Genomic DNA, 25,220 nt, shown 5'->3' on the forward strand with positions numbered 1-25,220 from the left:
GAGAGACATGAGGTACGCGTTCGTCGGGCTCGGGCACCGCGCGCAGATGTACGTCGACGCGCTGCTCGGCGAGTGGCGCGACGCCGGCACCATCGTCGCCCTGTGCGACCCGAACCGCACCCGCATGGACTACTACGTCCAGCGGATCGGCCGGCAGGTGCCGTGCTACGCACCCGATGAGTTCGGCAAGGTGCTCGAGCTCGCCGACGCGGTCATCGTCACCACCGTCGACGCCGCCCACGCGCGGTACGTGTGCGCGGCGCTCGACGCCGGCCGCGACGTCATCGTGGAGAAGCCGCTCACGACCGACGCCGACGGCTGCGCGGCCATCGCCGCCGCCGCGGAGCGCAGCACCGGCAAGCTGATCGTCACGTTCAACTACCGGTACTCGCCCCGCAACTCCGCCGTGCGCCGCCTCCTCCAGGAGGGCGCGATCGGCGAGGTCACCTCGGTGCACTTCGAGTGGCTGCTCGACACCATCCACGGCGCCGACTACTTCCGCCGCTGGCACCGCGAGCGGGCCAGCTCGGGCGGGCTGCTCGTGCACAAGTCCACCCACCACTTCGACCTGGTCAACTGGTGGCTGGGCGCGGCGCCCGAGCTGGTCTTCGCCCAGACCGGCCTGCGCTTCTACGGCGCCGAGAACGCCAGGAACCGGGGGCTGACCGGCCGTCCCGAGCGGGCCCACGGCGCGCCCGGCCTCGGCACGGACCCGTTCCTGCTGGACATCTCCAGGGACGAGCGGCTCAAGCGGCTCTACCTGGACGCCGAGCACGAGGACGGCTACATCCGCGACCAGGACGTCTTCGGCGAGGGCATCGACATCGACGACAACATGTCGGTCATGGTGCGCTACGCCGACCGGGCCGTCCTGACGTACTCGCTGCACGCCCACGCGCCCTGGGAGGGGTACCGGGTGGCCTTCAACGGCACGGCGGGGCGGCTGGAGCTGGACGTCGTGGAGCGGGAGTGGACGCCGCCGCACGCCGCCGTCGATCCCAGCGCGGCCTCCAAGGAGCACGCGAGCGGCGCCTCGGAGCGGCTGCTGCTGCGCCGGCACTGGCGCGAGCCGGAGGAGGTGCCCATCGAGTCAAGGGCCGGTGGGCACGGCGGTGGTGACCGCCTCCTGCTGAACGACGTCTTCCGGGGCCCGGGCGACGACCCGCTGGCCCGGCAGGCCGGCTATCGCGACGGCATCCGCAGCGTGCTGACCGGCTACGCGGCCGACGTCTCCGCGCGTACCGGGGCGCCCGTGCACCTGACCGACGACGGCACGCGTGTTCGCTGAGCTGGCCGGGATCGCCGCCGCCCAGCGCGGGCTCTACCCCGTCCTGCCCGGGGCTGAGCTGCGGGCGGCGGCCAGGGACGCCGTCGGGGTGCTCGACCTGGCCGCCGCCGACGTGCGCGTCGAACGCACCTGGACCGACGGCGACCTGCACGGCGAGGAGCTGTCGTGGTCGGTGGGGTTCGGGCCGCGCACGCACGCGTACCTGCTCAAACCGCGCGACGCGGACGGGCCGCTGCCCGGGGTGGTGGCGCTGCACTGCCACGCCGGGATGAAGTACGCCGGCAAGGAGAAGATCGCCGACGGGCCCGAGCCGCCGTCACCCGAGGTGCGGCGGCTGCGTGCGCAGATCTACGGCGGCCGGGCCTTCGCCGGCGCGCTGGCCCGGCGCGGGTTCGTGGTGCTCGCGCACGACGTGTTCGGCTGGGGCAGCCGCCGCTTCCCCCTGGAGACTGCTGAGGGGCCGTCCGGCGCGGCGCGTGGGGACGCCCCGGACGCGCCCCTCAGCGAGGCCGACCGGTACGACCTGGCGGCGCGGGAGCACGAGCACGTCGTGGCCAAACACTGCGCGGTGCTCGGCACCTCGTTCACCGGCGTCGTCGCAGGCGAGGACCTGGCGGCGGCGGCCTACCTGCGCTCCCGCCCCGACGTCGGCGCGGTCGGCTGCGCGGGCCTGTCGGGCGGCGGCCTGCGGGCGGCGCTGCTCGGCGCGTTCGACCCCGACATGCGCGCGGTCGTGGTGGCCGCGATGGCCTCCTCCTACCGCGACATGCTCGGCGGGCACGTCGAGCGGCACACCTGGCTGCTCTGGCCGCCCGGCCTGCCAAGACTGGGCGACTACCCGGACCTGATGGCCGCCCGCGCGCCCGAGCCGCTCATGGTGCAGTACGCGATGCGCGACGAGCTGTTCCCCGAGACCGGCATGCGGCGCGCGCACGCCATCATCGGCGAGCGGTATCGCGACGCCCCCGGCGCCTACGAGGCCGTCTTCGCCGACGTGCCGCACAGCTTCGACGTGCCGATGCAGGAACGGGCCTTCGACTGGCTCGCCGCGCAGTTGCCGCGTCCCTAGTCGCCCTGCTTCCAGGTGGCGACCAGCTTGTCGTAGTCGAGCGTCTCCGGCTTGCCGCGCTCGTCGGCCAGCTTCGGCGCCGGGGCGCCCGGCTGGTCGAGCCAGTACTGGGCGGGACGCTCCTGGTTCAGCTTGGGCGCGCACTGGCCGCCGTACCCCTGCCGCTCGCGGGAGAGCCGCTCCAGGCGGGACAGGATCTCGTCCTGCTGCCTGGCCAGGTTGTCCATCGACTGCTGCGGCGTGGTCTCGCCGGTCACGGCGGTGGCCACGTTCTGCCACCAGAGCTGGGCCAGCTTCGGGTAGTCGGGCACGTTCGTGCCGGTCGGCGTCCACTGCTTGCGGGCCGGGGAGTTGTAGAACTCGATCAGGCCGCCGTACTTCTCGGCGTTCTGCGAGAAGTACTCGCTCTTGATGTCGGAATCGCGGATGAACGTCAGCCCGACGATCGACTTCTTCAGCGACACCGTCTTCGAGGTCACGAACTGCGCGTACAGCCAGGCCGCCGCCCTGCGGTCCTGCGGCGTGCTCTTCAGCAGCGTCCACGAGCCGGCGTCCTGGTAACCCAGCTTGTTGCCGGTCTTCCAGTACGAGCCGTGCGGGCTCGGCGCGATGCGCCACTTGGGCGTGCCGTCGCTGTTGACGACCGGCAGGCCCGGCTTGGTCATGTCGGCCGTGAACGAGGTGTACCAGAAGATCTGCTGGGCGATGTTGCCCTGCGCGGGGACGGGGCCGGCCTCGCTGAAGTTCATGCCCGCCGCCTCGCGGGGCGCGTACTTCTTCAGCCAGTCGACGTACTTCGTCAGCGCGTAGACCGCGGCGGGGCCGTTGGTGTCGCCGCCCCGGGAGACCGACGAGCCGACCGGGCGGCAGTCCTCCACCCTGATGCCCCAGTCGTCCACCGGCAGGCCGTTGGGGATGCCCGGGTCGCCGTTGCCGGCCATCGACAGCCAGGCGTCGGTGAAGCGCCAGCCCAGCGACGGGTCCTTGCGGCCGTAGTCCATGTGGCCGTAGACCTTCTTGCCGTCGATGGTGCCGTTGCCGTTCACCTTGCTGGTGAAGAACTCGGCGATGTCCTCGTAGGCCGCCCAGTTGACCGGGACGCCGAGGTCGTAGCCGTACGCGTCCCTGAACTGCTTCTTGATCTCCGGGTCGGTGAACCAGTCGTAGCGGAACCAGTAGAGGTTGGCGAACTGCTGGTCGGGGAGCTGGTACAGCTTCTTGTCCGGGCCGGTGGTGAAGCTGATGCCGATGAAGTCGTTCAGGTCCAGCGTGGGCGAGGTGACGTTCCTGCCCTCGCCGGCCATGTAGTCCGACAGCGGCACCACGTAGTCGCCGCGCGAGTGGGTGCCGATCAGGTCGGAGTCGTTGACGTAGGCGTCGTAGATGTTCTGGTTGGACTGGATCTGCGTCTGGAGCTTCTCGACGACGTCGCCCTCCTGGATCAGGTCGTGCTTGATCCTGATGCCGGTGATCTCGGTGAACGCCTTGGCGAGCTGCCTGGACTCGTACTCGTGGGTGGTGATCGTCTCGGAGACCACGTTGACCTGCATGCCGCGGTACGGCGCGGCGGCCTTGATGAACCAGTCCAGCTCGGCGAGCTGCTGATCCTTGCTCAGCGTGCTCGGCGTGAACTCCTGCGACACCCACCGCTGGGCCGCGGCCTTGCCGTCGGCCTCCTTGAAGTCGCTCGCCGGCCTCTCCGCGCTCTGCGTGCAGCCGGCCGCCAACAGGGCGATCACGGCCGCGCCGACGGCGGCGGACCTGCCTGCCCGATGCCTCATGCGCTTGGCTCCTCTTCTGTTAGCCCCATATGCCGATCACGGCCACCACCAGCAGCGCGCAGCCGAGCGCGAGCCACATGGACAGGTCGGTGATCGCTATCCAGCCGGCCAGCACGACCGCGGCGCTGATCAGGCCGATGTAGAGCCGGTCGCCCCGGTCGGTCTCGATGCGCAGGAAGCCTCGCCTGGCCACGGGCGGGGACAGGCGGGCCCAGACCGCCATGACGACGAGCAGGAGGGCCAGCCCCGCGAACACCAGCGCCGTGGGGACGGTCCAGACCATCCAGTCGAGCATCGCTAGACCCTCCCCAGCGCGAAGCCCTTGGCGATGTAGTTGCGGACGAACCAGATGACGATGGCGCCGGGGACGATGGTGAGCACGCCCGCCGTGGCCAGCAGCCCCCAGTCGACGCCCGCCGCGCTCACCGTCCTGGTCATGGTGGCGGCGATCGGCTTGGCGTTCACCGAGGTGATCGTCCTGGCGATGAGCAGCTCGACCCAGCTGAACATGAAGCAGAAGAACGCGGTCACGCCGATCGCGGACCGGATCATCGGCAGGAAGATCCTGATGAAGAAGCGCGGCATGGAATAGCCGTCGATCGCCGCGGTCTCGTCGATTTCCCGGGGAATCGCGGACATGAATCCTTCGAGGATCCACACCGCGAGCGGGACGTTGAACAGCATGTGCGCGATGGCCACGCCGAGATGTGTGTCGAACAGCCCGACGCTCTGGTAAATCTGGAAGAACGGCAGCAGGAATACCGCCGCCGGCGCCATGCGATTGGTCAGCAGCCAGAAGAACAGATGCTTGTCGCCCGCGAATCGGAACCGCGAGAACGCGTACGCGGCGGGCAACGCCACGGTGAGCGACATCACCGCGTTCAGCGAGGTGTAGATGATGGAGTTCAGATAGCTCGAATACCACGCGGAGTCGGTGAAGAAAGTGACGTAGTTGTCGAACGTCACGCGCTGCGGAATGAGCGAGAAAGCGCCGAGGATGTCCTCGTTCGGCCGGATCGACATGCCGAACATCCACAGCAGCGGCAGCATGAGCGTGGCCACGTACAGCCAGAAGACCGTGCGCGCCCAGGGCAGGCTCCTGTTCACCCCGCTCACCTGCCCGACCTGGTGAGCACGGTGAAGAAGACGTAGCAGATGACCTGCACGATGAGGAAGTACAGCAGCGAGAACGCCGCCGCGGGCCCCACGTCGAACTGGCCGACCGCGATCTTCGACAGCAGGATGCTGAGGAACGAGGTCGCGTTGCCCGGCCCGCCGCCGGTCACCACGAACGGCTCGGTGTAGATCATCAGGCTGTCCATGAACCTGAGCAGGATCGCGATCGTCAGCACGCCCCGCAGCCGGGGGAGCTGGATGTGCCGGAAGGTGGCCCACGCCGAGGCGCCGTCGATCTGCGCGGCCTGGAAGTACGGCTCGGGGATCGAGCGCAGCCCCGCGTACGCCAGCAGCGCCACCAGCGGCGTCCAGTGCCACACGTCCATGAGCAGGACCGTGATCCAGGCGTCCGTGGAGTCCAGCGTGTAGTTGAAGTTGATGCCCAGCACGTTGTTGATCGTCCAGCCGCCCAGCCCGATGTCGCCGCGGGCGAAGATCTGCCAGATCGTGCCCACCACGTTCCACGGGATCAGCAGCGGCAGCGCGACCAGCACCAGCGCCAGCGACACCCCCATGCCCCTGCGCGGCATGACCACCGCCAGCGCCACGCCGAGCGGGATCTCCAGCAGCAGCACCTGCAGCGAGAACAGCAGCGTGCGCACCAGCGCCGCGTGCACCTCGGGGTCGCGGGCGATCGCGCGGAACCACTCCAGCCCGACGAAGACCCGGTCGACGGGGCTGAAGACGTCCTGCACCGAGTAGTTCACCACGGTCATCAGCGGGATCACCGCCGTGAACGCCACCGACACCACGACCGGCACGACCAGCCACCAGGCCCGGTTGGTGCGGCGCTTGGGCGGCGCGTACGACTGCTCCTCCTCCACGGGCGGCTCCGGGGCGACGACCTCGCCGCTCACCTGGTCGCCTACGACGGTCACACCTGGCCCCTTCCGTTCAGCGGCGCGAGGGAGCCGCACCTGACCTCGTCGCGGAACAGGAACGTGCGGTCGGCGGGGAAGTGCAGGAACGCGACCGCTTCCGGCCGGTGGGCGCAGCCCGCCTCGGCCTTGGCGACCACCGGGTGCTCGCCGACCAGGGTGTGGACCAGGTCGTACGCGCCCATCCGGTCGATCCCCGTCACCCGGGCGGGCACGCCGGGAGAGACGCTCACCGGGGTGATCCGGACGAACTCGGGCCGCACCCCGATGCGCACGGGGCCCGGCGGCAAGGGCTCCACGACGGTGCCCACGGCCTCCTGCCCCACACGAACCACGTCCCCGGCGACCTCGGCGGGCAGCACGTTCATCCCGGGCGAGCCGATGAAGTGGCCGACGAACTCGTGCGCCGGCGACAGGAACAGCTCCGACGGCTCGCCGGCCTGCACGATCGCCCCGTCGTTGAGCACCACCACCTCGTCGGCGAACGTCAGCGCCTCCGTCTGGTCGTGGGTGACGTAGATCAGCGTGTGCCCGGTGTCGCGGTGGATCTCCTTGAGCTTGCTGCGCAGCGTCCACTTCAGCGCCGGGTCCACCACGGTCAGCGGCTCGTCGAGCAGCACGGCGGCCACCTGGGAGCGGACCAGGCCGCGGCCCAGGCTGACGATCTGCTGGCGCCCCGCGTCCAGCCTGCGGGACCTGCGGTTGAGCACGTGGTCGAGACCGAGCAGCCGGGAGACCTGGCGGACCCGCCGGTCCACCTCCGGCTTGGGCACCTTCCTGTTCCTGAGAGGGAAGGCGAGGTTGTCGTAGACCGACATCTCCTCGTACAGGACGGGGAACTGGAAGACCTGCGCGATGTCGCGGCCCTTGGTGGGCACGCCGGTGACGTCGCGGTCGTCGATGTAGATCCGGCCCTCGGTCGGGGTGATCAGGCCGGAGATGATGTTCAGCAGCGTCGTCTTGCCGCAGCCGCTGGGGCCCAGCAGCGCGTACGCCCGCGAGCTGCGCCAGGTCCACGTCATCGGCTTGACCGCCCACGTCCGGCCACCGTCGTAGCTGTGGCCCACGCCCTCCAGCCGGATGTCAGCCATGCAGGTCCACCTCCGCGGCACTGGTGGCCAGCAGCCGGCCGCCCGCCTCGTCGAAGACGAAGATGTGCGCGGGGTCCACGTAGGCGACCGCGGGCTCGCCGGGGGTGAAGAGCTGGGTGCCCGGCAGGTGGGCGACCAGGTGGCGGCCGCCCTGGAGGAGGAGGTGCAGGAACGTCGCGCTGCCCGTCACCTCCGCGAGCCTGATCTCGGCCGGTAGCTCCAGCAGGCCGGGGCCGTCAGGCTCGATCGTCACCTGGTGGGGGCGGATGCCGAGCATGACCGTGTGGCCGGAGGCGTGCGCGCGGGGCGCCGGGAACGACGTGCCGAGCAGCTCGATCCGGCCGTCGCGGACCACGCCCGGCAGCAGGTTGAGCGGCGGGTCGCTGAGCGTGGCGGCCACGGCGAGGGTGGGCGGGTGCGCGTACATGTCGGCGACGTCCCCGACGTGCCGCACCCGGCCCTCGCCCAGCACCACGGTGGGCGCGGCGAACGTGAACGCCTCGTTCGGGTCGGCGGTGGAGTAGAGCACCACGCCGGAGGAGCCGGCGAACATGGCCTTCAGGTCGGCCCGTAACTGCTCGCGCAGCTTGAAGTCGAGGTTGGCGAGCGGCTCGTCGAGCAGCAGCACGTCCACCGGCCGGGCCAGCGCGCGGGCGATGGCGGTGCGTTGCTGCTGCCCGCCCGACAGCTCCGACGGGCGGCGCTCCAGCAGGGCGTCGATGCCCATCAGCTCGGCCACCTCGCGGACCCGCCGGTCCAGGTCGCCGCCGCGGAAGCGGGGGTCGAGGCGGAGCGGGGAGGCGATGTTCTCGTAGACCGTCAGCGAGGGATAATTGATGAATTGCTGATAGACGAAAGCGACCGAGCGTTTTCGCACCGAGATTTTCGTGACATCTTCCCCGCCGACCAGCACCCGGCCGGAATCGGGGGTCAGCAAACCGGCGACGACGCGCATCAACGTCGTCTTTCCCGCCGTCATCGGACCGATGAGGGTGGTCATTCCGTCGGATAATTCGAGGTTGATGTCGTCGAGCCAGGTCTCTCCGCGCTGCCGTACGGAGATGCCGTCGAGAATCACCGTCACTGTGCCCGGTCCTCTCTGCTTCCCTCCCTTCTAACATGATCTGTATGGACCTGAAAAGAGTGCTTGTGAGGCATTTGTGAACGGTTGTTGCCGGTGTGATGGACGCCTGTCCGTAGCGCCTGGTCAGGGCAGAATCGCGTCCACGTAGCCGCCGTCCACCCGCACCGCCGCGCCCGTCGTCGCGGAGGCGAACGGAGAGCTCAGGTAGACCACCAGGTTCGCGATCTCCTCCGGCTCGATCAGCCGCTGCAGCAGCGACTGCGGCCGGTGCAGCCGCATGAACTCCCGCTGCGCCTGTTCCCAGGGCAGCTCCCTGTCCACGAGCTGGTAGACGAACTCCTCCACGCCTCCGGTGTGCGTCGGCCCCGCGATCACCGAGTTGACCGTGACCCCGCTGCCCGCGGCCTCCTTGGCGAACCCCCGGGAGACCGCCAGCAGCGCGGTCTTCGTCATGCCGTAGTGGATCATCTCCTGCGGGATGACGACGGCGGAGTCGCTGGCGATGTACTGGATCCGGCCCCAGCCGCGCTCCCGCATCCCCGGCAGGTACGCCCGCGTGAGCCGGACCGCCGCCAGCACGTTGACCTCGAAGTAGCGCCGCCACTCGTCGTCGGCGATCTCCAGCGCCGGCTTGGCGCCGAAGATGCCCAGGTTGTTGACCAGGATGTCCACGTGCGGGAGCAACTCCACGACCCGCTCGCAGCCCTCGGCCGTCGCGACGTCGCCGGGCGCCGCCACCAGGTCGTAGCGGAACTGCTCGCCGCTGACCCGCTCGGCCTCGATGCGCTCGTCGTCCATCCGTTCGATGGCCGCCGCCACCGAGCCCTCGCTCCGGCCGTTGACGCCCACGCGGGCCCCCGCCCGCGCCAGCCCCGTGGCGATGGCCGCTCCGATGCCCTGGGTCGAGCCTGTGACCAGCGCGGTCCTGCCGCTGAGATCGATACGCATGATGTCATTCTCCGCGACCAGATCGTGACGGTGCGCGGCGGGGGTCGCCGCGTAGGCTGGAGGCCGGGCGTGGAAGGGGCGTGGGTGCACCGGATCCTGTGGCTGATCGTGGCGGTCGCCTTCGTGGTGGGCATGGTCGTTCCCGCCGACGACCCCGAGCCCGCCGGGGAGTGCCCCCCGCGTGACACCCGGGTCGTGGCGCCCTACGCGGTCACCGGCTACTGGGTGATCCCGCGCGCCGACCGATGCGTCACCCAGCGCATGGTCGAGGCGATCCACGCGATCGGCGGCGACACGCTGATCACGTTCGGGCCCCGGTTCAACGCCGGGCAGGACCCCGACTTCCCCGACTGCCTGGCCGACGGGCGGCCCTGCGCCGAGGTGCCGGGGCAGCGCGTCCGCCAGGTCTACACGTACCTGACGGGCGAGGAGTTCGGGCCAGGCCTGCTCCGCTGCCCCGGCATCGACCGGCGGATCGACAGCGGCGGGCGCACCTTCTACCGGCTGACGCTGGCCGAGTCCTGCACCGCCGCCGAGCACGACCTGGTGCTCGTGGCCACCGACGGCGACGGGCTGGGCCACCTCATGCGCGAGGCGAGCGCGTACGGCATGACCGTCTTCCCCGGGCTGCCCGCCGCCTCGCAGCGGGCCGACAAGCCGTGGGAGCCCGACCCCGCCCACCTCGCGGCGCTCAACACCTTCACCGCCCGGGTGCTGGCCGACTACCGGGCACGGTTCGCCGGGCTGCCGGCGTTCGGCGGGGTGTACCAGTCGTTCGAGCTGGCCATGCGGGCGCGGGCGGAGCGCGACCCGATCATCTCCCTCTACACCGCCCAGCACGCCGTGGTCGCCGCCGCCCTGCCCGGCAAGAAGATCGTGGTCAGCCCGTACATCGACGCCCGCAGGGGCCGCGGCTTCCCGCCGTCACAGGTGGCCGAGGGCCTGGCCGACCTCGCGGGCACCCGGGCCGGCCTGCCCATGGCGGTCGCCGTGCAGGACGGGCGCGGCACGGGCAAGGTGCCGGTGCACGGGCCGGGGGAGGGCGCGGCCAAGGTGGTGCCCCGGCTGGTGCCGGTCGTGGGCGAGGTGTCCAACGCGCAGGCGTACTACGGGCCCACCAGCGCGTACGTGGCGGCCGCCGCCCGGCGGATGCCCGACGGGGTCGAGCTGTGGGTGAACGTCGAGGGCTTCGAGCCCACCCCGGCCGAGGGCGAGTGCGGCAGGGCCGACCCGCTGCCGCCCCGCGGGCGCACCACCAAGGCCCGGCTCGACCAGCAGGTGATGGCGTCCGGGCCGCACCCCGTCAAGATCATCTCGTACGGCTGGGACCCCTTCTTCACCTGCCAGGCCCGCCACGACACCCCGTCGCTCGCCGACGACATCGCGGCCGGGTGGCAGCAGCCGATCATCGTCCACGCCTCCCAGCAGACCCGCGACGGGCGGCCGGGCGTGCTCGTCGAGGGGTACCACCTCCAGGGCGGCTCCCTGCGCTTCGAGCCCGGCGGCGCGGTGGTGCCGCAGGAGTGGCACTCGCGGGGGCGGCTCGACTCCGCCTGGGTCCCGTACGCGTGGCCGTGGACCTCCGTCACCGCCACGAACGCGGCCGGTCACACCAGCACCAGCGGCTACGCGAGCCGCTGACGCCGCCTCAGGATCCCCGGCAGCCGGTTTCTGTCGGTGCCCGCCGCTAGTTTCCGATCATCCCCCCGATCGATGGAGGTTTGGTCGATGTACCGACAGGGCGACATCCTGATCGTGCCCGTCCCCGAGGAGTCCGTTCCCGGCGGGTTGCGGCCCGCGCCGCGTGACGCCCGCGGGCGGCTCGTGCTGGCGCACGGCGAGGCCACCGGGCACTGCCACGCGATCCCCGGCCCCGGCACGTTGTCGCGCGGCTTCCTGCACCTGCCCGAGGGCGGCAGGCTGGTGCACGAGGAGCACGCCGCGATCTCGCTGCCGAAGGGCTGGTACCGCGTGGTGCGGCAGCGGGAGTACGTGCCGGGCTCCTACCGCGTGGTGGCCGACTGATGACGACCTTGACGTGGGAGCGGGTCGCCGTCGCCACCGGGCCGGGCGAGGGCGCCGAGGAGGCCGTGCGGCAGGCGTACCGGGAGGCGGGGCTGGCCGAGCCCGAGCGGGTGCTCGTGCTGCCGTCGCCGCTGGCCGGCGCGGTCGCGGCGGCGTGGCTGACGGGTGACGAGCAGGTGCGCGCGTCGCTGGAGCAGGCCATCGTGAAGCAGAACGGCACGGCGGTGCCGGCGCACGGGGGTGGTGATCCGGGGCGGTCGGTGCGTGAGGCCGTGCGCACCGGGCCGTGGGAGCGGGCCAGGGCCGCCGCGTACGCCGAGCTGGGGCCGGGCGGGTGGGCGGAGCGGTGGGCCGAGACGGGCGGGCGGTTGTGGCCGCAGGTCGAGCGGCTCGTCGGTGACCTGCGGCGGGCCATCGCCGACTGGGGCGCGGGGCGCGCCGTGGGCTCGGGCAGAGACAGCGCGGTCGCGGCCGGCCGGGGCCGCATCACCGACCTCGGGGCCGACCAGGACGGCGAGCGGCTGCGCCGGGTGACGCTCGACGCCGTGCTCGGGCAGCACGACGCGCCCTGGCTGTCGGCGTTCGACGACGCCGACGGGCTTGGCGGGCTCATGCGGGTGGCCGAGCGGGCGGGCTGGTGGTGGCCGTACGAGCGGCTGGCCATCGTCACCGAGCGTCCCGTGGAGCTGCACCTCGACGACCTGGGCCGCCCGCACCGCGCCGACGGCCCGGCCGTGTCCTACGCCGACGGCTTCGCCCTGCACGCCTGGCACGGCATGCCCGTCCCGCCCGGCTTCGGCGCCACGATGACGGGCCTCACCCCGGAGCGCATCCGCGCCGAGCCGAACGCCGAGCTGCGCCGCGCCATGCTGGAGCACTTCGGCATCGAGCGCTACCTGGCCGAGTCGGGCGCCGAGCCGGTGCAGTCCGACGAGACCGGCGTGCTGTGGCGGATCGAGCTGCCGGACGACGAGGCGCTGGTCATGGTGGAGGTGGTCAACTCCACCCCCGAGCCCGACGGCACCAGCCGCACCTACTTCCTGCGGGTGCCGCCGTGGGTGCGGCGGGCCAGGGAGGGGGTGGCGTGGACGTTCGGGCTCGCCGAGGCGGACTACCGGCCGGAGCGCGAGACCTGACCGACGGGGCCTACGAGAGGCGTGGGATGCGCTCCAGGACGCCGCCCGCGAAGACGTCGTACAGGCCCAGCGGCTCCAGGTGCACGTAGCCGATGTGGCAGTCGCAGGCGGTGGCCGGGCACGGGCGGGGCCGCAGGGCGGGCAGGTAGGAGCCGTCGTAGAGGTTGCCCAGCACCTTCGGGACGAAGTGGCAGCGGCGCACCGTGCCGTCGCCGTTCACCGAGATCACGCTGTCGCCGGTGCGGCACGGCAGGCCCGCGCTGGCGTGCGGGAAGCGGCTGTAGGCGAAGAGGGGGTCGATGGCCGCCCACTGGGCCGCCTCGGCGTCGGTGTAGAGACGGCCCTCCTCGGCGTTGACCCACACGTACGTCTCCGGCGGCAGGTCGGCCCGCAGCCGTCGCGCGTGCGGCAGGTGCGCCGGGTCGCCGACGATGCCGACGCTGTGCCGGACGGGCAGGGAGCGGACCTTGGCCAGGAACCGTTCGTACGGGACCTGCGTCGGGTGGTAGGTGACCCACAGCGCGGCCCGTTCCGACGCCTGCGCGAGCCAGTCCGTACGGCAGCTCAGGTTCGTCTGGATGGCGACCCTGGCCACGTGCGGCAGCGCGGACAGCTCCACGAGGGCGCGCCGGTACCACGATCTGACCAGGCCCTCGCCCCACGGCGTGAACAGGATCGACACCTCGAAGTCCCGCCCGGCCACCCAGGCCGTGAACCGTTCCAGCGCCGCCCGGTCGGCGCGGAGCTGCTCCGGGGTGTCGCGGCGCTTGGCGAACGGGCAGTAGGCGCAGTCGTAGTCGCAGCTCGCCAGGGGGCCGCGGTAGAGGATGGTCAGCATGCCTGGTATCCGTCCATGAGCTGCCTGACCCGCGGCGAGAACAGGGCGGGGCCGATCGCGTCCGAGTACGCCAGCCCGTCGGGGGTGAGCGTGACGGCGGTGTCCGTGACCGTGAGCCACTCGCCGAAGGAGTCCAGGAGCGGGAAGTCGGCCAGCGCGTCGGTGCCGAACTGGTCGGCGTACAGGCGTCGTGACAGGCCCTCGGCCTGCAGCAGCGACTGGATGAGGTGGCGGCGCCTGCGCTCGGTCGGGGAGAGCGCGAAGCCGACGTTCGCGGTGGTGAAGTCGGTCCGGGTGACGTAGTCGTCGATGATCGAGCGCACGTGGCGGGCGCCGACGGCGTAGTCGAAGGAGTAGTGCAGGGCACTGGTGTACGAGCGGGCGCCGCAGCCCAGGCCCACCATGCCGTCGGTCTGGCAGCAGTAGCCGGTGGAGCCGGGCGAACCGGGCAGGCGGAACATGCGCATCGACACCTGCTCGTAGCCGGCGGCCAGCAGGTGGTCGCGGCCCGTTCTGTACAGCTCCAGGCGCTGGTCGTCCCAGGCGCGGCCCTGCTTGCCGAGCCCGGTCAGCGGCCGGACGTACAGCGGGTAGAGGTAGAGCTCCTCGGGCCGCCAGCCGAGCGCGGTGTCCAGCGAGTACAGCCACGAGCGGGGCGTCTGGCCGTCGATGCCGTAGATCAGGTCGATGTTCAGCACCGGCACGCCGGACGCCCTGATCGTGTCCAGCGCCGCGTCCACCTCGGCGCGCTTCTGGGGGCGCACGGCCGAGCGGGCCTCCTCGGGCACGAAGCTCTGCACGCCGATGGAGATCCGCGACGTGCCCCGCTCGGCCAGCACGGACAGGCGGTCGGGGGTGGCGGTGGCGGGGGAGGTCTCCACCGACAGCGGGAGGCGCGCCAGGTCCACGCCCATCGTGCGCTCGGTCAGGTCGAACAGGCGGGTCAGCTCGCGGGCGCTGAGGTAGGTCGGCGTGCCGCCGCCGAACGCCGCCGTGGCGAAGCCGGTCTCCTGCAACGCCTCGCGGGCTTGTTCGGCCTGCCGTTCGAGGGCGTCGAGGTAGGCGGTGACGAGCTCCTCGGGGGCGCCGGTGCGGGTGAACAGGTTGCAGAAACCGCAGCGCATCTCGCAGAACGGGATGTGCACGTACAGGGCGCCCGGCCGCTCGCCCGCCCAGACCTCCTTCAGCCGCGGCCGGGGGTCGAGCGGCCGGTAGGCGGTCTTGTGCGGGTAGGCGTAGACGTAACTCTCATACGGCCGCATGGCTCTCCAGGACGAAATGGGTGTAAGGGACCGTCCACACCACCTCGTGGCCGATGCGGTGGCCGGCGTGCCCGTCCTCGCCGTACGCGGTGCCGTGGTCGGAGCAGACGATGGCCAGGCAGGGCCGGCGGCGGCGCATGAGCGCGTAGAGCCGCCCGATGTGGCGGTCCACGTAACGCAGCGCGGCGGCGTGGCTGTCCAGGGAGTCGCCGGTGGCCCCTGGCAGGTAGAAGTGGTTCGGCTGGTGCAGGGCCGAGACGTTGAGGAAGAGCATGACGGGGCCGGGCACGCGGGTCAGCACCTCGGCGGCGCGGTCGATCTGGTGCTCCAGCGAGGCGGGGTTCGTCACGCCGAACTCCGGCTCCCAGTGGCTCTCGGCGAACAGGCCGGGCAGCGCCGACCCGAGCGGGGTCAGCTTGTTGAAGAAGCCGACGCCGCCGATGCACACCGTGTGGTAGCCCGCCCGCGCGAGCCCGGCGGGCAGGTCGGGCGCGTCGAACACCCACGTGCCCGCCGCCGTCGTCTCGCTGCCGGGGAACGTGGCGGCGAACAGCCGGGGGTGCGGGCCAGGGGTGACGGGCGTGGGCAGGAAGCCGGCGAAGAGCGCGGCGTGGGCGGCGTAGGTGAAGCTGCCCGGGCTGTGCCGCCGCTCCCAGCGCACGCCCGGTGGCAGGAGGCCGGGCAGCAGCCCGGCCTCGGCCTGGGCGGCGGCCACGTCGTAGCGCAGCGTGTCGAGCGTGACGAGCAGGATGTCGTGGCTACCCACGATCGTGTTCATGTCCAGCGCGCGGGTCGGCCCCGTCTCGTTCATGCCCAGCGCGCGGGTCGGCCCCGTCTCGTTCATGTCCATGCGCCGGTCAGCACCGCCTCGACCTGTTCGGCGTATGTGTCTCGCCCATGTCCCGAAAAATCCCCCAAGCCCGGCAGCAGGTCCCCGAACGCGTTGACCTCCGCCACCGCCACCGACCGCCAGTCCGATCCGACCATCACGTCCACGCCCGTGCTCAGGCTGCGCGGGAAGCACCCGGCCGCCCGCGCCGCCGCCTCCAGCACCCGCTCCCACAGCCCGGCCCGCCCCCGCACCACCTCCAGGTCGCCCCGCGAGCCGCCGAGGTGCAGGTTCGTCATCGGGCTGCGGCTGGTCCGCACGACGGCGTGCGTGGGCCTGCCCGCCACCGTCACCACCCGCAGGTCGAACGCCCGCCCGCCTGCGGACGCCTTGGGGAACCACCGCTCGACGTGCAGCCCGTCGGGCGCCAGGAAGTCCACCAGGCGCCGCACCTCCGCCTCGTCGGTCACGGCCCTGACCCGCAGCGTGTTGCACAGGACCCCGCCGACCCAGGTGGCCGACGTGGCCGCGTGCACCCGGCCTGCGTGGGCCTGGAAGGCGATCACGCCGGACGCCGACGAGCCGTGGGCCGGCTTGACGAACACGCGGGCCCATCGGCGGGCCGCCATGGCGTCCCGCAGTTCCTCGTACGAACCGGCGGAGAAGCCCTCCGGCACCGGCACCCCGGCCGCCGACAGCCGCGCGTGGCAGCGCCGTTTGTCGAACATCACGCCGATCTCGCCCGCGTCGCCCAGCAGCCGTACGCCGGGGATGGCCGTGATCCGCGCCAGCCCGGCGGTGAACGCCCGGTACCAGGCGGCGCCCCCGCCGACCCGCGACGGCTCGCCGGGGCCGCGCAGCAACGCGTCGGCCTGCGGATCTTCGCCGGGCGAGTCGATGCGCAGCAGCACGTCCGAAGGCGCTGCGAGTTCCCGCCCGGCCGACGCGCCCGTGGGTGCGCTGAGCTCCCGCCCGGCCAGCACGTCGCGCCAGGCGATGACGTGCGGCTCCGCGAGGCCGCGGGCGAGCACGGCGTCGCGGAACAGCGTGACCCGGCGGTCCTGCGGCGTCCCGACGACGGCGAAGGACACCGTCACTCGCTCACCGCCACGTACATCCAGCCGTCGTCCTCGGGGCGCCACTGCTCGGCCAGATCGACGGTCACCCCGGGCAGCGCGTTCCGGACGCGGCGCACCATGTCGTCGCCGAGGAAGTGGTGGCGCAGGTCGAGCACCCGCAGGTGGGACAGCGGCTGCCCGCTGAGCAGCGCCTCCGCGCCCCGGTCCGTGAGCGTCCCCATGCCGAGGCTGAGCTCCTCCAGCCGGGCGACCACGGGAGCGGTGGCCACGGCCGCGGCCACCTCGTCCATCCGCTCGCCGTCACGCAGCCCGAGCCGCTTGAGCGCGGGCAGCCCGGTGCCCGACAGGATGCCGTCCAGGTCGGCGGCCGTCGAGTCGCCGCCGTACTGCTCGACGCCGAGCCACAGCTCCAGGTGCTCCAGCGCGGGGAACGTACCGGCGCCGACCGCCCGGACGACGGAGCCCGGCAGCCCGCCGGACTCGAAACGCAGCACCCTGAGGTGCTCGTGGGTGACCGGCCGCAGCCGCAGCCCCTGCGAGCCGCGCACCTCCAGCCGCTCCAGCTTCGGGTACGCCTCCAGCAGCGGCGTGATGTCGCCGTGCCGGATCCAGGAGATCTCCCAGTGCTCGGGCTCGATGAACCCGAGGAACACCGAGCGCAGCCGGGTCAGCCGCTTGGCGTGCCGCGCCAGCAGCAGGGGCGCGTTGACGGCGCCGTGGCCGGTGACGGCGAGGGCCGTCACCTGGGCGGGGTTCACCTGGCGGAACAGGAGGTCCAGCTCCGTGGCCAGCTCCGTGGCGTCCTTGTCGTCGGCGAAGCCGAAGCCGGTCTCGTCGGTCACCAGCCAGGCGACCTGGTCGGGGCGGCCGGGGACCTTCTCCTCGATGCTCCTGACCGGCAGGCCGGCGAAGCGTTCCCGGTGGTCGCCGCCCAGATCGGAGCGGTAGACGGCCTCCTGGGGCAGGAAGGTGTCGCCGGGGTCGCGGGGATCGGCCGGCCTGTCCTCGAAGTCCTCGTCGAAGTCCTCGTCGAAGTCCTCGTAGGAGCCGCAGGAGCCGTCGGGGGAGTCGTCGCGGGAGTCGTCGCGGGAGTCGTCCACGTCACTCGCTCACCGCGACGTAGCGCCAGTCCTCCTCGCGGCTGCGCCGGTCGTCGAGCCGCAGCTCGACCCCGGGCAGCGCCGCGAGCAGGCGCTCCGCCATCGCGTTGCTCAGGTAGTTGTGATGCAGGTCGAGCCGGCGCAGGTGGGTCAGCGGCTGCCCGCTGAGCAGTGCCTCGGCGCCCTCGTCGCCGATCGAGCCCATCGACAGGCTCAGCGCCTCCAGCCGCGCCACGACGGGTGCGGCGGCCACGGCGGCGGCCAGTTCGTCGGCGTACGGGCAGTTCTGCAGGCCCAGGTAGCGCAGGCTCGGCAGCCGCTGCCCGCTCAGCAGGCCGGCGCAGTCGTCCACCGTCGAGTCGCCGCCGTACTGATCGACGCCGAACCACAGCTCCAGGTGCTCCAGCGCGGGCAGGTCACTGCCGCCGACCCCGCGCACGACCTCGGCGGGCAGGCCGCCGGTCTCGAACCTGAGCACGCGCAGCGACTCGTGCCGCACCGGCGGGAACGCCAGCCCCGACCCGCCGCGCACCTCCAGCCGCTCCAGCTTCGGGAACGCCTCCAGCAGCGGCGTGACGTCGCACTGCTGGATCCAGGAGATCTCCGACTGCTCCCAGGTCATCGCGGCGAGGAAGACGGAGCGCAGCTCGGGCAGCCGGTCGGCGTGCTCGGCCAGGCGGGCGACGATGTCGGCGCTGTCGGTGTCGTAGCAGTCCTCCCACTCGCCGATCACGATGGCCTTGACCTTCTCCGTGTCGACATTGTCGAAGAACCAGTCGAAACTTTCGGAGATCTCCTCGAACTCGTCCCCCTCGCAGGCGCTCAGGCGCCACGCGACCGCGCCGGGGTCGGGCTGGGGCTCCTCCTCGTCGAGGGGCGTGTCCGCCACCGGCAGCCCGGCGTAGGTCTCGCGGTAGTCCTCGCTGTTCGTGGGCTGTATGTCGAAGATCACGGGTGGTCCTAGGGTCCGGGGGGTCTCAGAGGCTCCTGTCCTACCAGATCCACCCGACATTTCAGGATCTATCCCTTGAAAAGTCGGCGCCCCCAGTGGCCGCCCGCGTCCCTGACGGTCGGCGGGCAGGCCCCGGGGGCGACGGCGTCACGCCTTGAGGTTGTCGGCCAGCAGGTCGAGCAGCGGCTCCCGGCGTACGCACCGCTCCAGCAGGAACGAGTCGGCCAGGTCGAGCAGCTCGTCGTCGAACAGGCCGCGGAACAGCTCGGCGTACTCGGGCAGCATCGCCTGCGCCAGCAGGATGTGCCTGATCAGGTCGTCGGCCTGGTAACGCGCGCCCCACGGGTACGGGTCCCAGCCGGGGAACTCAGTCTCGACCAGCGCGTGCAGCGGGGCCAGCTCGTCCGCCGACTCCTCCATGGTCGAGCCCCACCGGTCCACGCCGAGCCGCCGCTTCTTGGCGATGAAGTCGCCGAACCGGTCCAGGTACGGACCCGCGGCGTGCACCAGGCCCTGCAGCCCCACGTCCTTGTACGTCCACAGCGACCAGCCCGCGTCCTGCTCGTCGTAGATGGCGAGCTGGTCGCGCAGGATCTGCAGCCGCTGCCGGTCCACGGCCGGATCCCCGGTGTAGACGGGCCCGAACTCGCCCACCCACAGCGGCGTGCCCGTCTCGCGCTGGAAGCGGGAGCGCTTGGCGAACGTGCGCTCCAGCTCGGCCCGGTCGCACCACTCGCCGCGGGTGTACCCCGGGTAGGGGCCGCCGTGGGCGAAACCGGCCAGCGCGTAGTCATGCATGACGAAGACGGTGTTCTCATACACCTCACGAAATATCGAGAAATCGGTGGAGTAGGTGTTGCCGTCCAGGAACAGGACGTGCCCGGGGTCGGCGGCCCTGATCGCCTTCACCAGCCGGTCGTAGAACGGGCCGATCACCTTGCCCGTCATGTCGCCCGGCTCGTTGACCGGGTTGTAGCCCGCCACCCAGGGATGGTCGCGGTAGTGGTCGGCGATGACCTCCCACAGGTGGATCGCCCGGTCCTGGAAGTGCCGGTGCTGCCAGAACGCGGCCACGTGGGTGGGGTTGTCGGAGTGCCAGTGCTGATTCTGCGCGCCGGGCAGCGCGTGCAGGTCGATCACGCTGTAGAGGCCGTGCTCGCCCAGCAGGTCGATCACCCGGTCCAGGTGGCGGAAGCCGCGCTCGTCGATCTCCAGAGGCCGGTCGTCGGACTCCCAGTGGTGGTAGTTGACCGGGATGCGCACGCAGTTCATGCCCAGCCCGGCCAGCAGGGCGGCGTCCCGCTCGGTGAAGAACGAGGTCAGCAGCCGGTCGAAGAACAGCTCGGCCCGGTCGTCGCCGAGCACGCAGCGCAGGGCGTACCGCATGGAGCTCTCGTTGGCCGGATAGCCGGTGATGAAGTTCTCCATGTTCATCCAGCCCCCGAGACCCACCCCCCGAAGCCGTACCGGCGCGTCGTCGTCCGTCACGAGCTGGGTTCCGGACACATGCAGCATGGAGTCACCCCTTCGTCGCACCCGCGGTGAGCCCACCGACCAGGTGACGTTCCGCTATGGCGTAGAACCCGAGCGCGGGCACCATGGCCAGGATGAGATAGGCCAGGATGCGGGCGGTGTCGGAGGCGTACTGGCCCTGGAACTGCTGGATGCCGAGCGGCAGCGTCCAGCTCGTCTCCTCGCTGAAGACCACCAGCGGGAGCATGAAGTTGTTCCAGCTCCCCACGATGGCCAGCACCGAGACGGTGGCGATGGCGGGCCTGGCCATCGGCAGCAGGATCCGCCAGAAGAACCCGAACGGCGAGCACCCGTCGATCGTGGCCGCCTCCTCGATCTCGCCAGGGATGCTGCGGAAGAAGCCGCGCAGGATGATGATCGTCAGCGGCAGGCCGAAGGCGGCCTGCGTGAGGATCACGCCGAGCGGGTTGTCCAGCAGCCCCAGCGTGCGCAGCATCACGAAGATGGGCAGGATCGCCACCGCGAACGGGAACATCAGCCCCGCGGTGAACAGCGTGAAGTACAGCTCCCTGCCGCGGAAGGCGAACCGGGCGAAGACGAACGCGGCCAGCGCCGACAGCGCGACCGTCACCACGGTTGTGACGACCGCGATGAACGTGCTGTTCCACAACTGCTGCCAGAACGAGCCGGAGCCCAGCACGTCGGTGTAGTTGGCGGTGATCCACTCGGTCGGCAGGCCGAACGGGTTGGCGGACAGCTCGCTGTTGTCCTTGAACCCGCCGAGCAGCGCGTAGACGACGGGGATGACCATGAACACGCCCACGATGACCGCGATCACGTGCAGGGGCAGCGTGTTGCGCCGGCGCTTGAGCGGCTTCTGGTGGTTCATGGCCGGGCTCCCTGGGAGGTCATCGCGCCCTCCAGGTCGCGGCGCAGCACGAACCGCTGGTAGACGAGGGCGAAGACGAGGCTGAGCGCGAACATCACGACACTGATCGCGCTGGCGTAGCCGACCTGGGAGCGCTTGAAGCCCCAGTCCATCATGGTGACGGCCATCGTCTCCGAGGAGTGCGAGGGCCCGCCGCCGGTCAGGATCCAGACCAGGTCGAACAGCTGGATGGTGTAGATGACGGACAGGAAGATGCTGATCCGGATCGTCGGGCCGAGCAGCGGCAGCGTGATGTACCTGAACGTCTTCCAGCCCGTCGCGCCGTCGATCTGGGCGGCCTCGACCAGCTCGTTCGGGATGTTCTGCCGTCCCGCGAGGTAGATCATCATGTGGAAGCCGAAGTACTTCCAGGTCATGACCAGGAAGAGCGACATCATCACGGTGTCGGGGTCGGCCAGCCACTCCGACTCCCAGCCGAACACCGACAGGACCTGGTTCGCCATGCCCGACTCGGGAGACAGGATCAGCGAGAACAGCACGCCCGTGATGACCTCGGACAGCACGTACGGCGCGAAGAACAGCACGCGGTAGAGCGCCCGGCCGCGGATGCGCTGGTTCAGCAGCATGGCGATGGCCAGCGAGAACGGCAACTGCACGCCGATCGACAACACCACCAGCACCAGCAGGTGCTGCATGTCCTGGGCGAAGATCTCGCTGCTGAACAGCCTGGTGAAGTTGTCCACCCCGATGAAGTTGGTGGGCAGGCCGCCGAACCCGTTCCACCTGAACACGCTCGCGTACAGGGCCACCAGCATCGGGGCCACGACCAGCATGACGAAGAGCACCAGCGCCGGCAGCAGGAACAGGGCGATGGTCACCCAGCGGCCACGGCGTCTGGCGGCAGGCGCGGGGGCCGGAAGCCTGAGAGCCTCCGGCCCTTTCGTGAGCGTCGTCATCCGGCTTCGCTCTTGGCCACTTCGGTGATGTCCGCGCCGACCTCTTCAGGCGTCTTCGTCCCGGCGATCAGCTCGGCCACGCTGTCGTTGACCTGCTGGCCGACGGCCGGCGGGTAGGCCTGGTCCAGGTAGAGCTGGTAGCCGCTCGCGCTGGCCAGCAGCGTCGCCACCTGCTTGAGGTTCGGGTCCTTGACCGCGCTCTCCTCGCCCTTGAGCACCGGCAGCACGCCGCCGGACTCCACGGCCTTGGAGTGGTTGCCCATCTCGGTCATGAACTTGACGAAGTCGATGGCCTCCTTCGGCGCGTCCGAGCCGACGGTCAGCCCGCCGCCACCGCCGAACGCGTCGTCGATCGAGCCCTTGCCGCCCTCGACCGCGGGGAACCGGAAGAAGCCCAGGTCGTCACCGAGCCCCTTGCCCGAGTCCGCCTGCACGCTCGGCGCCCACTGGCCCATCAGCTCCATGGCCGCCTTGCCGTTGCTGACCGTGGCGGACTGGCCGTCCGGGGTGGAGTACGCCGCGCCCAGGAAGCCCTTCTGGAACGGCTGCAGGTCCGCCAGCGCCTTGACCTGCTGACCGGCGGCCACGAAGTCGGGCTTGGTGAAGTCGTGGTCGACGGCCGCCTGCTTGAGCGCGTCCAGCCCGGCGATGCGCATGGCGAGGTAGGCCCAGTAGTAGTGGCCGGGCCACTTCTCCTTGCCGGCCAGCGCGATCGGCGTGACGCCCGCCGCCTTGAGCTTCTTGACGTCCTCCAGGAACGCCGACCAGGTCGCGGGCGGTTCGGTGATGCCGGCCTTCTCGAAAAGTTTCTTGTTGTACCAGAAACCCACCAGCCCGATGTCGGTCGGCAGCCCGTAGGTCTTGCCGTCCAGCTGGTACGCGCTCAGCGCCGCGGGCGTGAAGCTCGGCAGCACGTCGGCGACGTCGGCCGAGATGTCCTTGACCAGGCCGGCGTCGATCTGCTGCTTCAGCACGCCGCCGCCCCAGGAGGCGAAGACGTCGGGGGCGTTGCCCGACTGGGTGATCGTGGTCAGCTTGGCCTTGTAGGCCTCGTTCTCCAGAACCGTGGCCTTGATCGTGACGTGCGGGTTCTTGGCCTCGAACTCCTTGGCGCGCTGTGCCCAGAGCGACTTCAGCGGCTCGGCGGTCGAGAGGTGCCACCACTCCAGCGTGACCTTGGCGGGCGCACCGCCCGCGCTCTGCTGAGGAGTGGTCTCCCCACCTCCGCCGCCACCGCAGCCGGCCAGGAGCACCGCGGCCGCGACCAACACGAGACTGCGTTTCATCGGGGTCCCTTCCTCAGTTGGGTCGAAAGTTTCGTGAACCCCCCGATAATTTCTTTGGCGTGATCGTAGGTAAATGCCAGGTAAAGCGTCAACACCTCGACCGGGAGCGATCCCAAACCGAAACTTTCGGATACACTCCCGATTTGTGTCAGCGAAGAGGCGGGTGACGATCGCACTGATCGCGGAGGAGGCCGGAGTCTCCATTCCGACGGTCTCGAAGGTCATCAACGGGCGTCCGGAGGTCGCTCCGGCGACCCGCCACAGGGTCGAACGGCTGCTGCAGGAGCATGGCTACCAGCGGCGCATCAGCCAGGACGACACCCCGGCCGGCCTGGTGGACCTGGTCTTCGCGGAGATCGAGTCGCCCTGGGCCATGGAGATCGTCCGAGGGGCGGAGAGCGCGGCCCACGAGGCCGGCGCGAGCGTCGTCATCTCGGTCCTGCACACGCACGCGGGCCCGGGCCGTGACTGGCTCGAACGCCTGGCGGCCCGGCGCACGGACGGCGTGGTGATAGTCGCCTCGCGGCTCTCGACCGGCATCCAGGCCCAGCTCAGCGCGCGCTCCCTGCCGTTCGCGGTGGTGGACCCGGAGGGCGAGCCCGCCCCCGGCGTCATCTCGGTGGGCGCCACCAACTGGAACGGCGGCCTGGCGGCCACCCGCCACCTGCTGGAGCTCGGCCACCGGCGGATCGGCATGATCAGCGGCCCCGCCGACATGCTGTGCAGCCAGGCCCGGATAGACGGCTACCGCGCGGCCCTGGAAACGGCCGGCCTCCCGGTCGTCCCCGAGCTGATCAGACGCGGCACCTTCCTCGTCGAGTCCGGCCACGACCAGGGCCACGCCCTGCTCTCCCTCCCGGAGCCGCCCACGGCCATCTTCGCGGGCAGCGACCTGATGGCGTTCGGCGTCTTCGAGGCGGCCAGGCAACGCGGCCTGCGCGTCCCCGAGGACCTCAGCGTGGTCGGCTTCGACGACCTCCCCCTCGCCAAGTCGGCCTGGCCCCCGCTCACCACCGTCCGTCAGCCGTTGCAGGAGATGGCGGCGCTGGCGACCCGGACGGTGCTGGCGATGGGGCATGGGGAGGTGCCGGAGACGAAGCGGGTGGAACTGGCCACGGAGCTCATCGTCCGGGACAGCACGGCCCACCCGTGACTCGACGGGGCGGTCGGCCGTCGGGAGCCCGCCCCCGTCGCCCAGCTACCGGCCTATCTTGTCCAACTCGACGAGGTCCTCATCGGAGAGCGACAGCCCCGCCCCGGCGACGTTCTCACGCAGATGCGCCACCGACGACGTCCCGGGAATCAGCAGAACGTTCGGCGCCCGATGCAGCAGCCACGCCAGAGCGACGGACATCGGCGTCGCCCCCAACCGCCCGGCAACCGCGGACAGCGCCGACGACTGCAGCGGACTGAAGCCACCGAGCGGGAAGAAGGGCACGTAAGCCACCCCCTGCTCGGCAAGCTCGTCGATCAACGCATCGTCCTGCCGATAGGCGAGGTTGTACATGTTCTGCACGCACACGATCGGCGCGATGGCCTGCGCCTCCGCGACCTGTTCCGCCGTCGCGTTGCTCACGCCGAGGTGCCGGATGAGGCCCTGCCGCTGCAGCTCGACGAGCGCCTCGAAGGGCTCGGCGAGCGAGCCGGGCTGCGGTCCCTGAGCGTCACCGAGCCGGAGGTTGACCACGTCGAGGACGTCCAGGCCCAGGGCTTCGAGGTTCTCGTGCACGGCCCGGCGGAGGTCCTCGGGCTTGCGCGCCGGTGGCCAGCCGCCCTGCTCGTCGCGGGTCGCGCCGACCTTGGTCACGAGGCGCAGCGACTCGGGGTACGGGTGCAGCGCTTCGCGGATGAGCTGGTTCGTGATGCGCGGGCCGTAGGCGTCGCTGGTGTCGATGTGGGTGATCCCGAGGTCGACGGCCTCGCGGAGGACGGCGAGTGCGCTGTCGCGGTCGGCCGGCGGGCCCATCACCCCGGGGCCGGCGAGCTGCATGGCGCCGTAGCCGAACCGGGTCACGGTCAGGTCGCCCAGGTTCCAGGTGCCGCCGGGAAGCGCAGTGGTGAACGTGCTCATGCCTCTGTC

General features: G+C 71.1%; 24 protein-coding genes. 6 read left to right on the forward strand and 18 right to left on the reverse strand.

What is annotated here, in order from left to right; translation table 11 throughout:
- The first annotated feature begins 7 nt into the window (after positions 1 to 7).
- Both LCN96_RS08195 and LCN96_RS08200 read left to right on the forward strand, forming a co-directional pair.
- Positions 8 to 1,288, forward strand: a complete 1,281-nt coding sequence (locus LCN96_RS08195; protein ID WP_225271975.1) for a Gfo/Idh/MocA family protein — start codon at positions 8 to 10, stop codon at positions 1,286 to 1,288.
- Positions 1,278 to 2,357, forward strand: coding sequence for an alpha/beta hydrolase family protein (locus tag LCN96_RS08200; protein ID WP_225271976.1), 1,080 nt, complete (start codon positions 1,278 to 1,280; stop codon positions 2,355 to 2,357). Before LCN96_RS08195 ends, LCN96_RS08200 begins: the two co-directional genes overlap by 11 nt.
- Here LCN96_RS08200 and LCN96_RS08205 read toward each other — a convergent pair.
- The 7 genes from LCN96_RS08205 to LCN96_RS08235 form a co-directional block, all read right to left on the reverse strand.
- On the reverse strand, positions 2,354 to 4,138 hold the full coding sequence (locus LCN96_RS08205) for an ABC transporter substrate-binding protein (RefSeq protein WP_225271977.1): 1,785 nt from the start codon (positions 4,136 to 4,138) through the stop codon (positions 2,354 to 2,356). The two genes, LCN96_RS08200 and LCN96_RS08205, sit on opposite strands and share 4 nt — an antisense overlap.
- A gap of 19 nt (positions 4,139 to 4,157) precedes the next feature.
- Positions 4,158 to 4,433 carry a DUF2160 domain-containing protein gene (locus LCN96_RS08210; RefSeq protein ID WP_225271978.1) on the reverse strand — a complete coding sequence of 92 codons (276 nt, stop codon included), beginning with the start codon at positions 4,431 to 4,433 and terminating at the stop codon, positions 4,158 to 4,160.
- A 2-nt stretch (positions 4,434 to 4,435) separates the two neighbouring features.
- A complete protein-coding gene (locus tag LCN96_RS08215; protein ID WP_225271979.1) occupies positions 4,436 to 5,200 on the reverse strand; it encodes a carbohydrate ABC transporter permease in 765 nt (254 codons plus the stop codon).
- A gap of 50 nt (positions 5,201 to 5,250) precedes the next feature.
- On the reverse strand, positions 5,251 to 6,192 hold the full coding sequence (locus LCN96_RS08220; RefSeq protein ID WP_225271980.1) for a carbohydrate ABC transporter permease: 942 nt from the start codon (positions 6,190 to 6,192) through the stop codon (positions 5,251 to 5,253).
- A complete protein-coding gene (locus tag LCN96_RS08225; RefSeq protein ID WP_225271981.1) occupies positions 6,189 to 7,283 on the reverse strand; it encodes an ABC transporter ATP-binding protein in 1,095 nt (364 codons plus the stop codon). Before LCN96_RS08225 ends, LCN96_RS08220 begins: the two co-directional genes overlap by 4 nt.
- A complete protein-coding gene (locus LCN96_RS08230; protein ID WP_225271982.1) occupies positions 7,276 to 8,367 on the reverse strand; it encodes an ABC transporter ATP-binding protein in 1,092 nt (363 codons plus the stop codon). The genes LCN96_RS08225 and LCN96_RS08230 overlap by 8 nt, the downstream gene beginning before the upstream one ends.
- Positions 8,368 to 8,490: 123 nt before the next feature.
- On the reverse strand, positions 8,491 to 9,315 hold the full coding sequence (locus LCN96_RS08235; protein WP_225271983.1) for an SDR family NAD(P)-dependent oxidoreductase: 825 nt from the start codon (positions 9,313 to 9,315) through the stop codon (positions 8,491 to 8,493).
- Between the two features lie 69 nt (positions 9,316 to 9,384).
- Between LCN96_RS08235 and LCN96_RS08240 the strand changes: the two genes are divergently transcribed.
- The 3 genes from LCN96_RS08240 (at position 9,385) to LCN96_RS08250 (ending at position 12,476) form a co-directional block, all read left to right on the forward strand.
- Complete coding sequence (locus tag LCN96_RS08240; RefSeq protein ID WP_225271984.1) at positions 9,385 to 10,956, forward strand: hypothetical protein; 1,572 nt, start codon at positions 9,385 to 9,387, stop codon at positions 10,954 to 10,956.
- An 87-nt stretch (positions 10,957 to 11,043) separates the two neighbouring features.
- Positions 11,044 to 11,340, forward strand: a complete 297-nt coding sequence (locus LCN96_RS08245; protein WP_225271985.1) for a hypothetical protein — start codon at positions 11,044 to 11,046, stop codon at positions 11,338 to 11,340.
- A complete protein-coding gene (locus LCN96_RS08250) occupies positions 11,340 to 12,476 on the forward strand; it encodes a DUF6745 domain-containing protein (protein ID WP_225271986.1) in 1,137 nt (378 codons plus the stop codon). Before LCN96_RS08245 ends, LCN96_RS08250 begins: the two co-directional genes overlap by 1 nt.
- A 10-nt stretch (positions 12,477 to 12,486) precedes the next feature.
- Here LCN96_RS08250 and LCN96_RS08255 read toward each other — a convergent pair whose 3' ends face one another.
- The 10 genes from LCN96_RS08255 to LCN96_RS08300 all read right to left on the reverse strand — a co-directional run bounded on the left by LCN96_RS08255 (position 12,487) and on the right by LCN96_RS08300 (position 23,140).
- Entirely contained in the window at positions 12,487 to 13,314 is an 828-nt protein-coding gene (locus LCN96_RS08255; protein WP_225271987.1) for an STM4011 family radical SAM protein, read from the reverse strand.
- Positions 13,308 to 14,576, reverse strand: coding sequence for an STM4012 family radical SAM protein (locus LCN96_RS08260; protein ID WP_225271988.1), 1,269 nt, complete (start codon positions 14,574 to 14,576; stop codon positions 13,308 to 13,310). Before LCN96_RS08260 ends, LCN96_RS08255 begins: the two co-directional genes overlap by 7 nt.
- Positions 14,563 to 15,387, reverse strand: coding sequence for an STM4013/SEN3800 family hydrolase (locus LCN96_RS08265; protein WP_225275942.1), 825 nt, complete (start codon positions 15,385 to 15,387; stop codon positions 14,563 to 14,565). Before LCN96_RS08265 ends, LCN96_RS08260 begins: the two co-directional genes overlap by 14 nt.
- Positions 15,388 to 15,416: 29 nt before the next feature.
- Complete coding sequence (locus tag LCN96_RS08270; protein WP_311132242.1) at positions 15,417 to 16,502, reverse strand: STM4014 family protein; 1,086 nt, start codon at positions 16,500 to 16,502, stop codon at positions 15,417 to 15,419.
- A complete protein-coding gene (locus tag LCN96_RS08275; RefSeq protein WP_225271989.1) occupies positions 16,499 to 17,584 on the reverse strand; it encodes an STM4015 family protein in 1,086 nt (361 codons plus the stop codon). Before LCN96_RS08275 ends, LCN96_RS08270 begins: the two co-directional genes overlap by 4 nt.
- A gap of 1 nt (position 17,585) precedes the next feature.
- Positions 17,586 to 18,536 (reverse strand): STM4015 family protein, encoded by a 951-nt coding sequence (locus tag LCN96_RS08280; protein ID WP_225271990.1) that lies wholly within the window; start codon positions 18,534 to 18,536, stop codon positions 17,586 to 17,588.
- 147 nt (positions 18,537 to 18,683) lie between these two features.
- A complete protein-coding gene (locus tag LCN96_RS08285; RefSeq protein ID WP_225271991.1) occupies positions 18,684 to 20,051 on the reverse strand; it encodes a glycoside hydrolase family 5 protein in 1,368 nt (455 codons plus the stop codon).
- Between the two features lie 4 nt (positions 20,052 to 20,055).
- Positions 20,056 to 20,898 carry a carbohydrate ABC transporter permease gene (locus tag LCN96_RS08290; protein WP_225271992.1) on the reverse strand — a complete coding sequence of 281 codons (843 nt, stop codon included), beginning with the start codon at positions 20,896 to 20,898 and terminating at the stop codon, positions 20,056 to 20,058.
- Positions 20,895 to 21,776, reverse strand: coding sequence for a carbohydrate ABC transporter permease (locus tag LCN96_RS08295; RefSeq protein ID WP_225271993.1), 882 nt, complete (start codon positions 21,774 to 21,776; stop codon positions 20,895 to 20,897). The genes LCN96_RS08290 and LCN96_RS08295 overlap by 4 nt, the downstream gene beginning before the upstream one ends.
- Positions 21,777 to 21,850: 74 nt before the next feature.
- Complete coding sequence (locus LCN96_RS08300; RefSeq protein ID WP_225271994.1) at positions 21,851 to 23,140, reverse strand: extracellular solute-binding protein; 1,290 nt, start codon at positions 23,138 to 23,140, stop codon at positions 21,851 to 21,853.
- 145 nt (positions 23,141 to 23,285) lie between these two features.
- Here LCN96_RS08300 and LCN96_RS08305 point away from each other — a divergent pair, with 145 nt between their 5' ends.
- The gene (locus tag LCN96_RS08305) at positions 23,286 to 24,293 is read left to right on the forward strand and encodes a LacI family DNA-binding transcriptional regulator (protein ID WP_225271995.1); all 1,008 of its coding nucleotides are present in this window, start codon (positions 23,286 to 23,288) and stop codon (positions 24,291 to 24,293) included.
- A gap of 45 nt (positions 24,294 to 24,338) precedes the next feature.
- Here the strand turns inward: LCN96_RS08305 and LCN96_RS08310 are convergent, their stop codons facing one another.
- The gene (locus LCN96_RS08310) at positions 24,339 to 25,211 is read right to left on the reverse strand and encodes an aldo/keto reductase family oxidoreductase (protein WP_225271996.1); all 873 of its coding nucleotides are present in this window, start codon (positions 25,209 to 25,211) and stop codon (positions 24,339 to 24,341) included.
- Positions 25,212 to 25,220 lie beyond the last annotated feature (9 nt).

This window comes from Nonomuraea gerenzanensis (genome assembly GCF_020215645.1).
GTDB lineage: Bacteria > Actinomycetota > Actinomycetes > Streptosporangiales > Streptosporangiaceae > Nonomuraea > Nonomuraea gerenzanensis.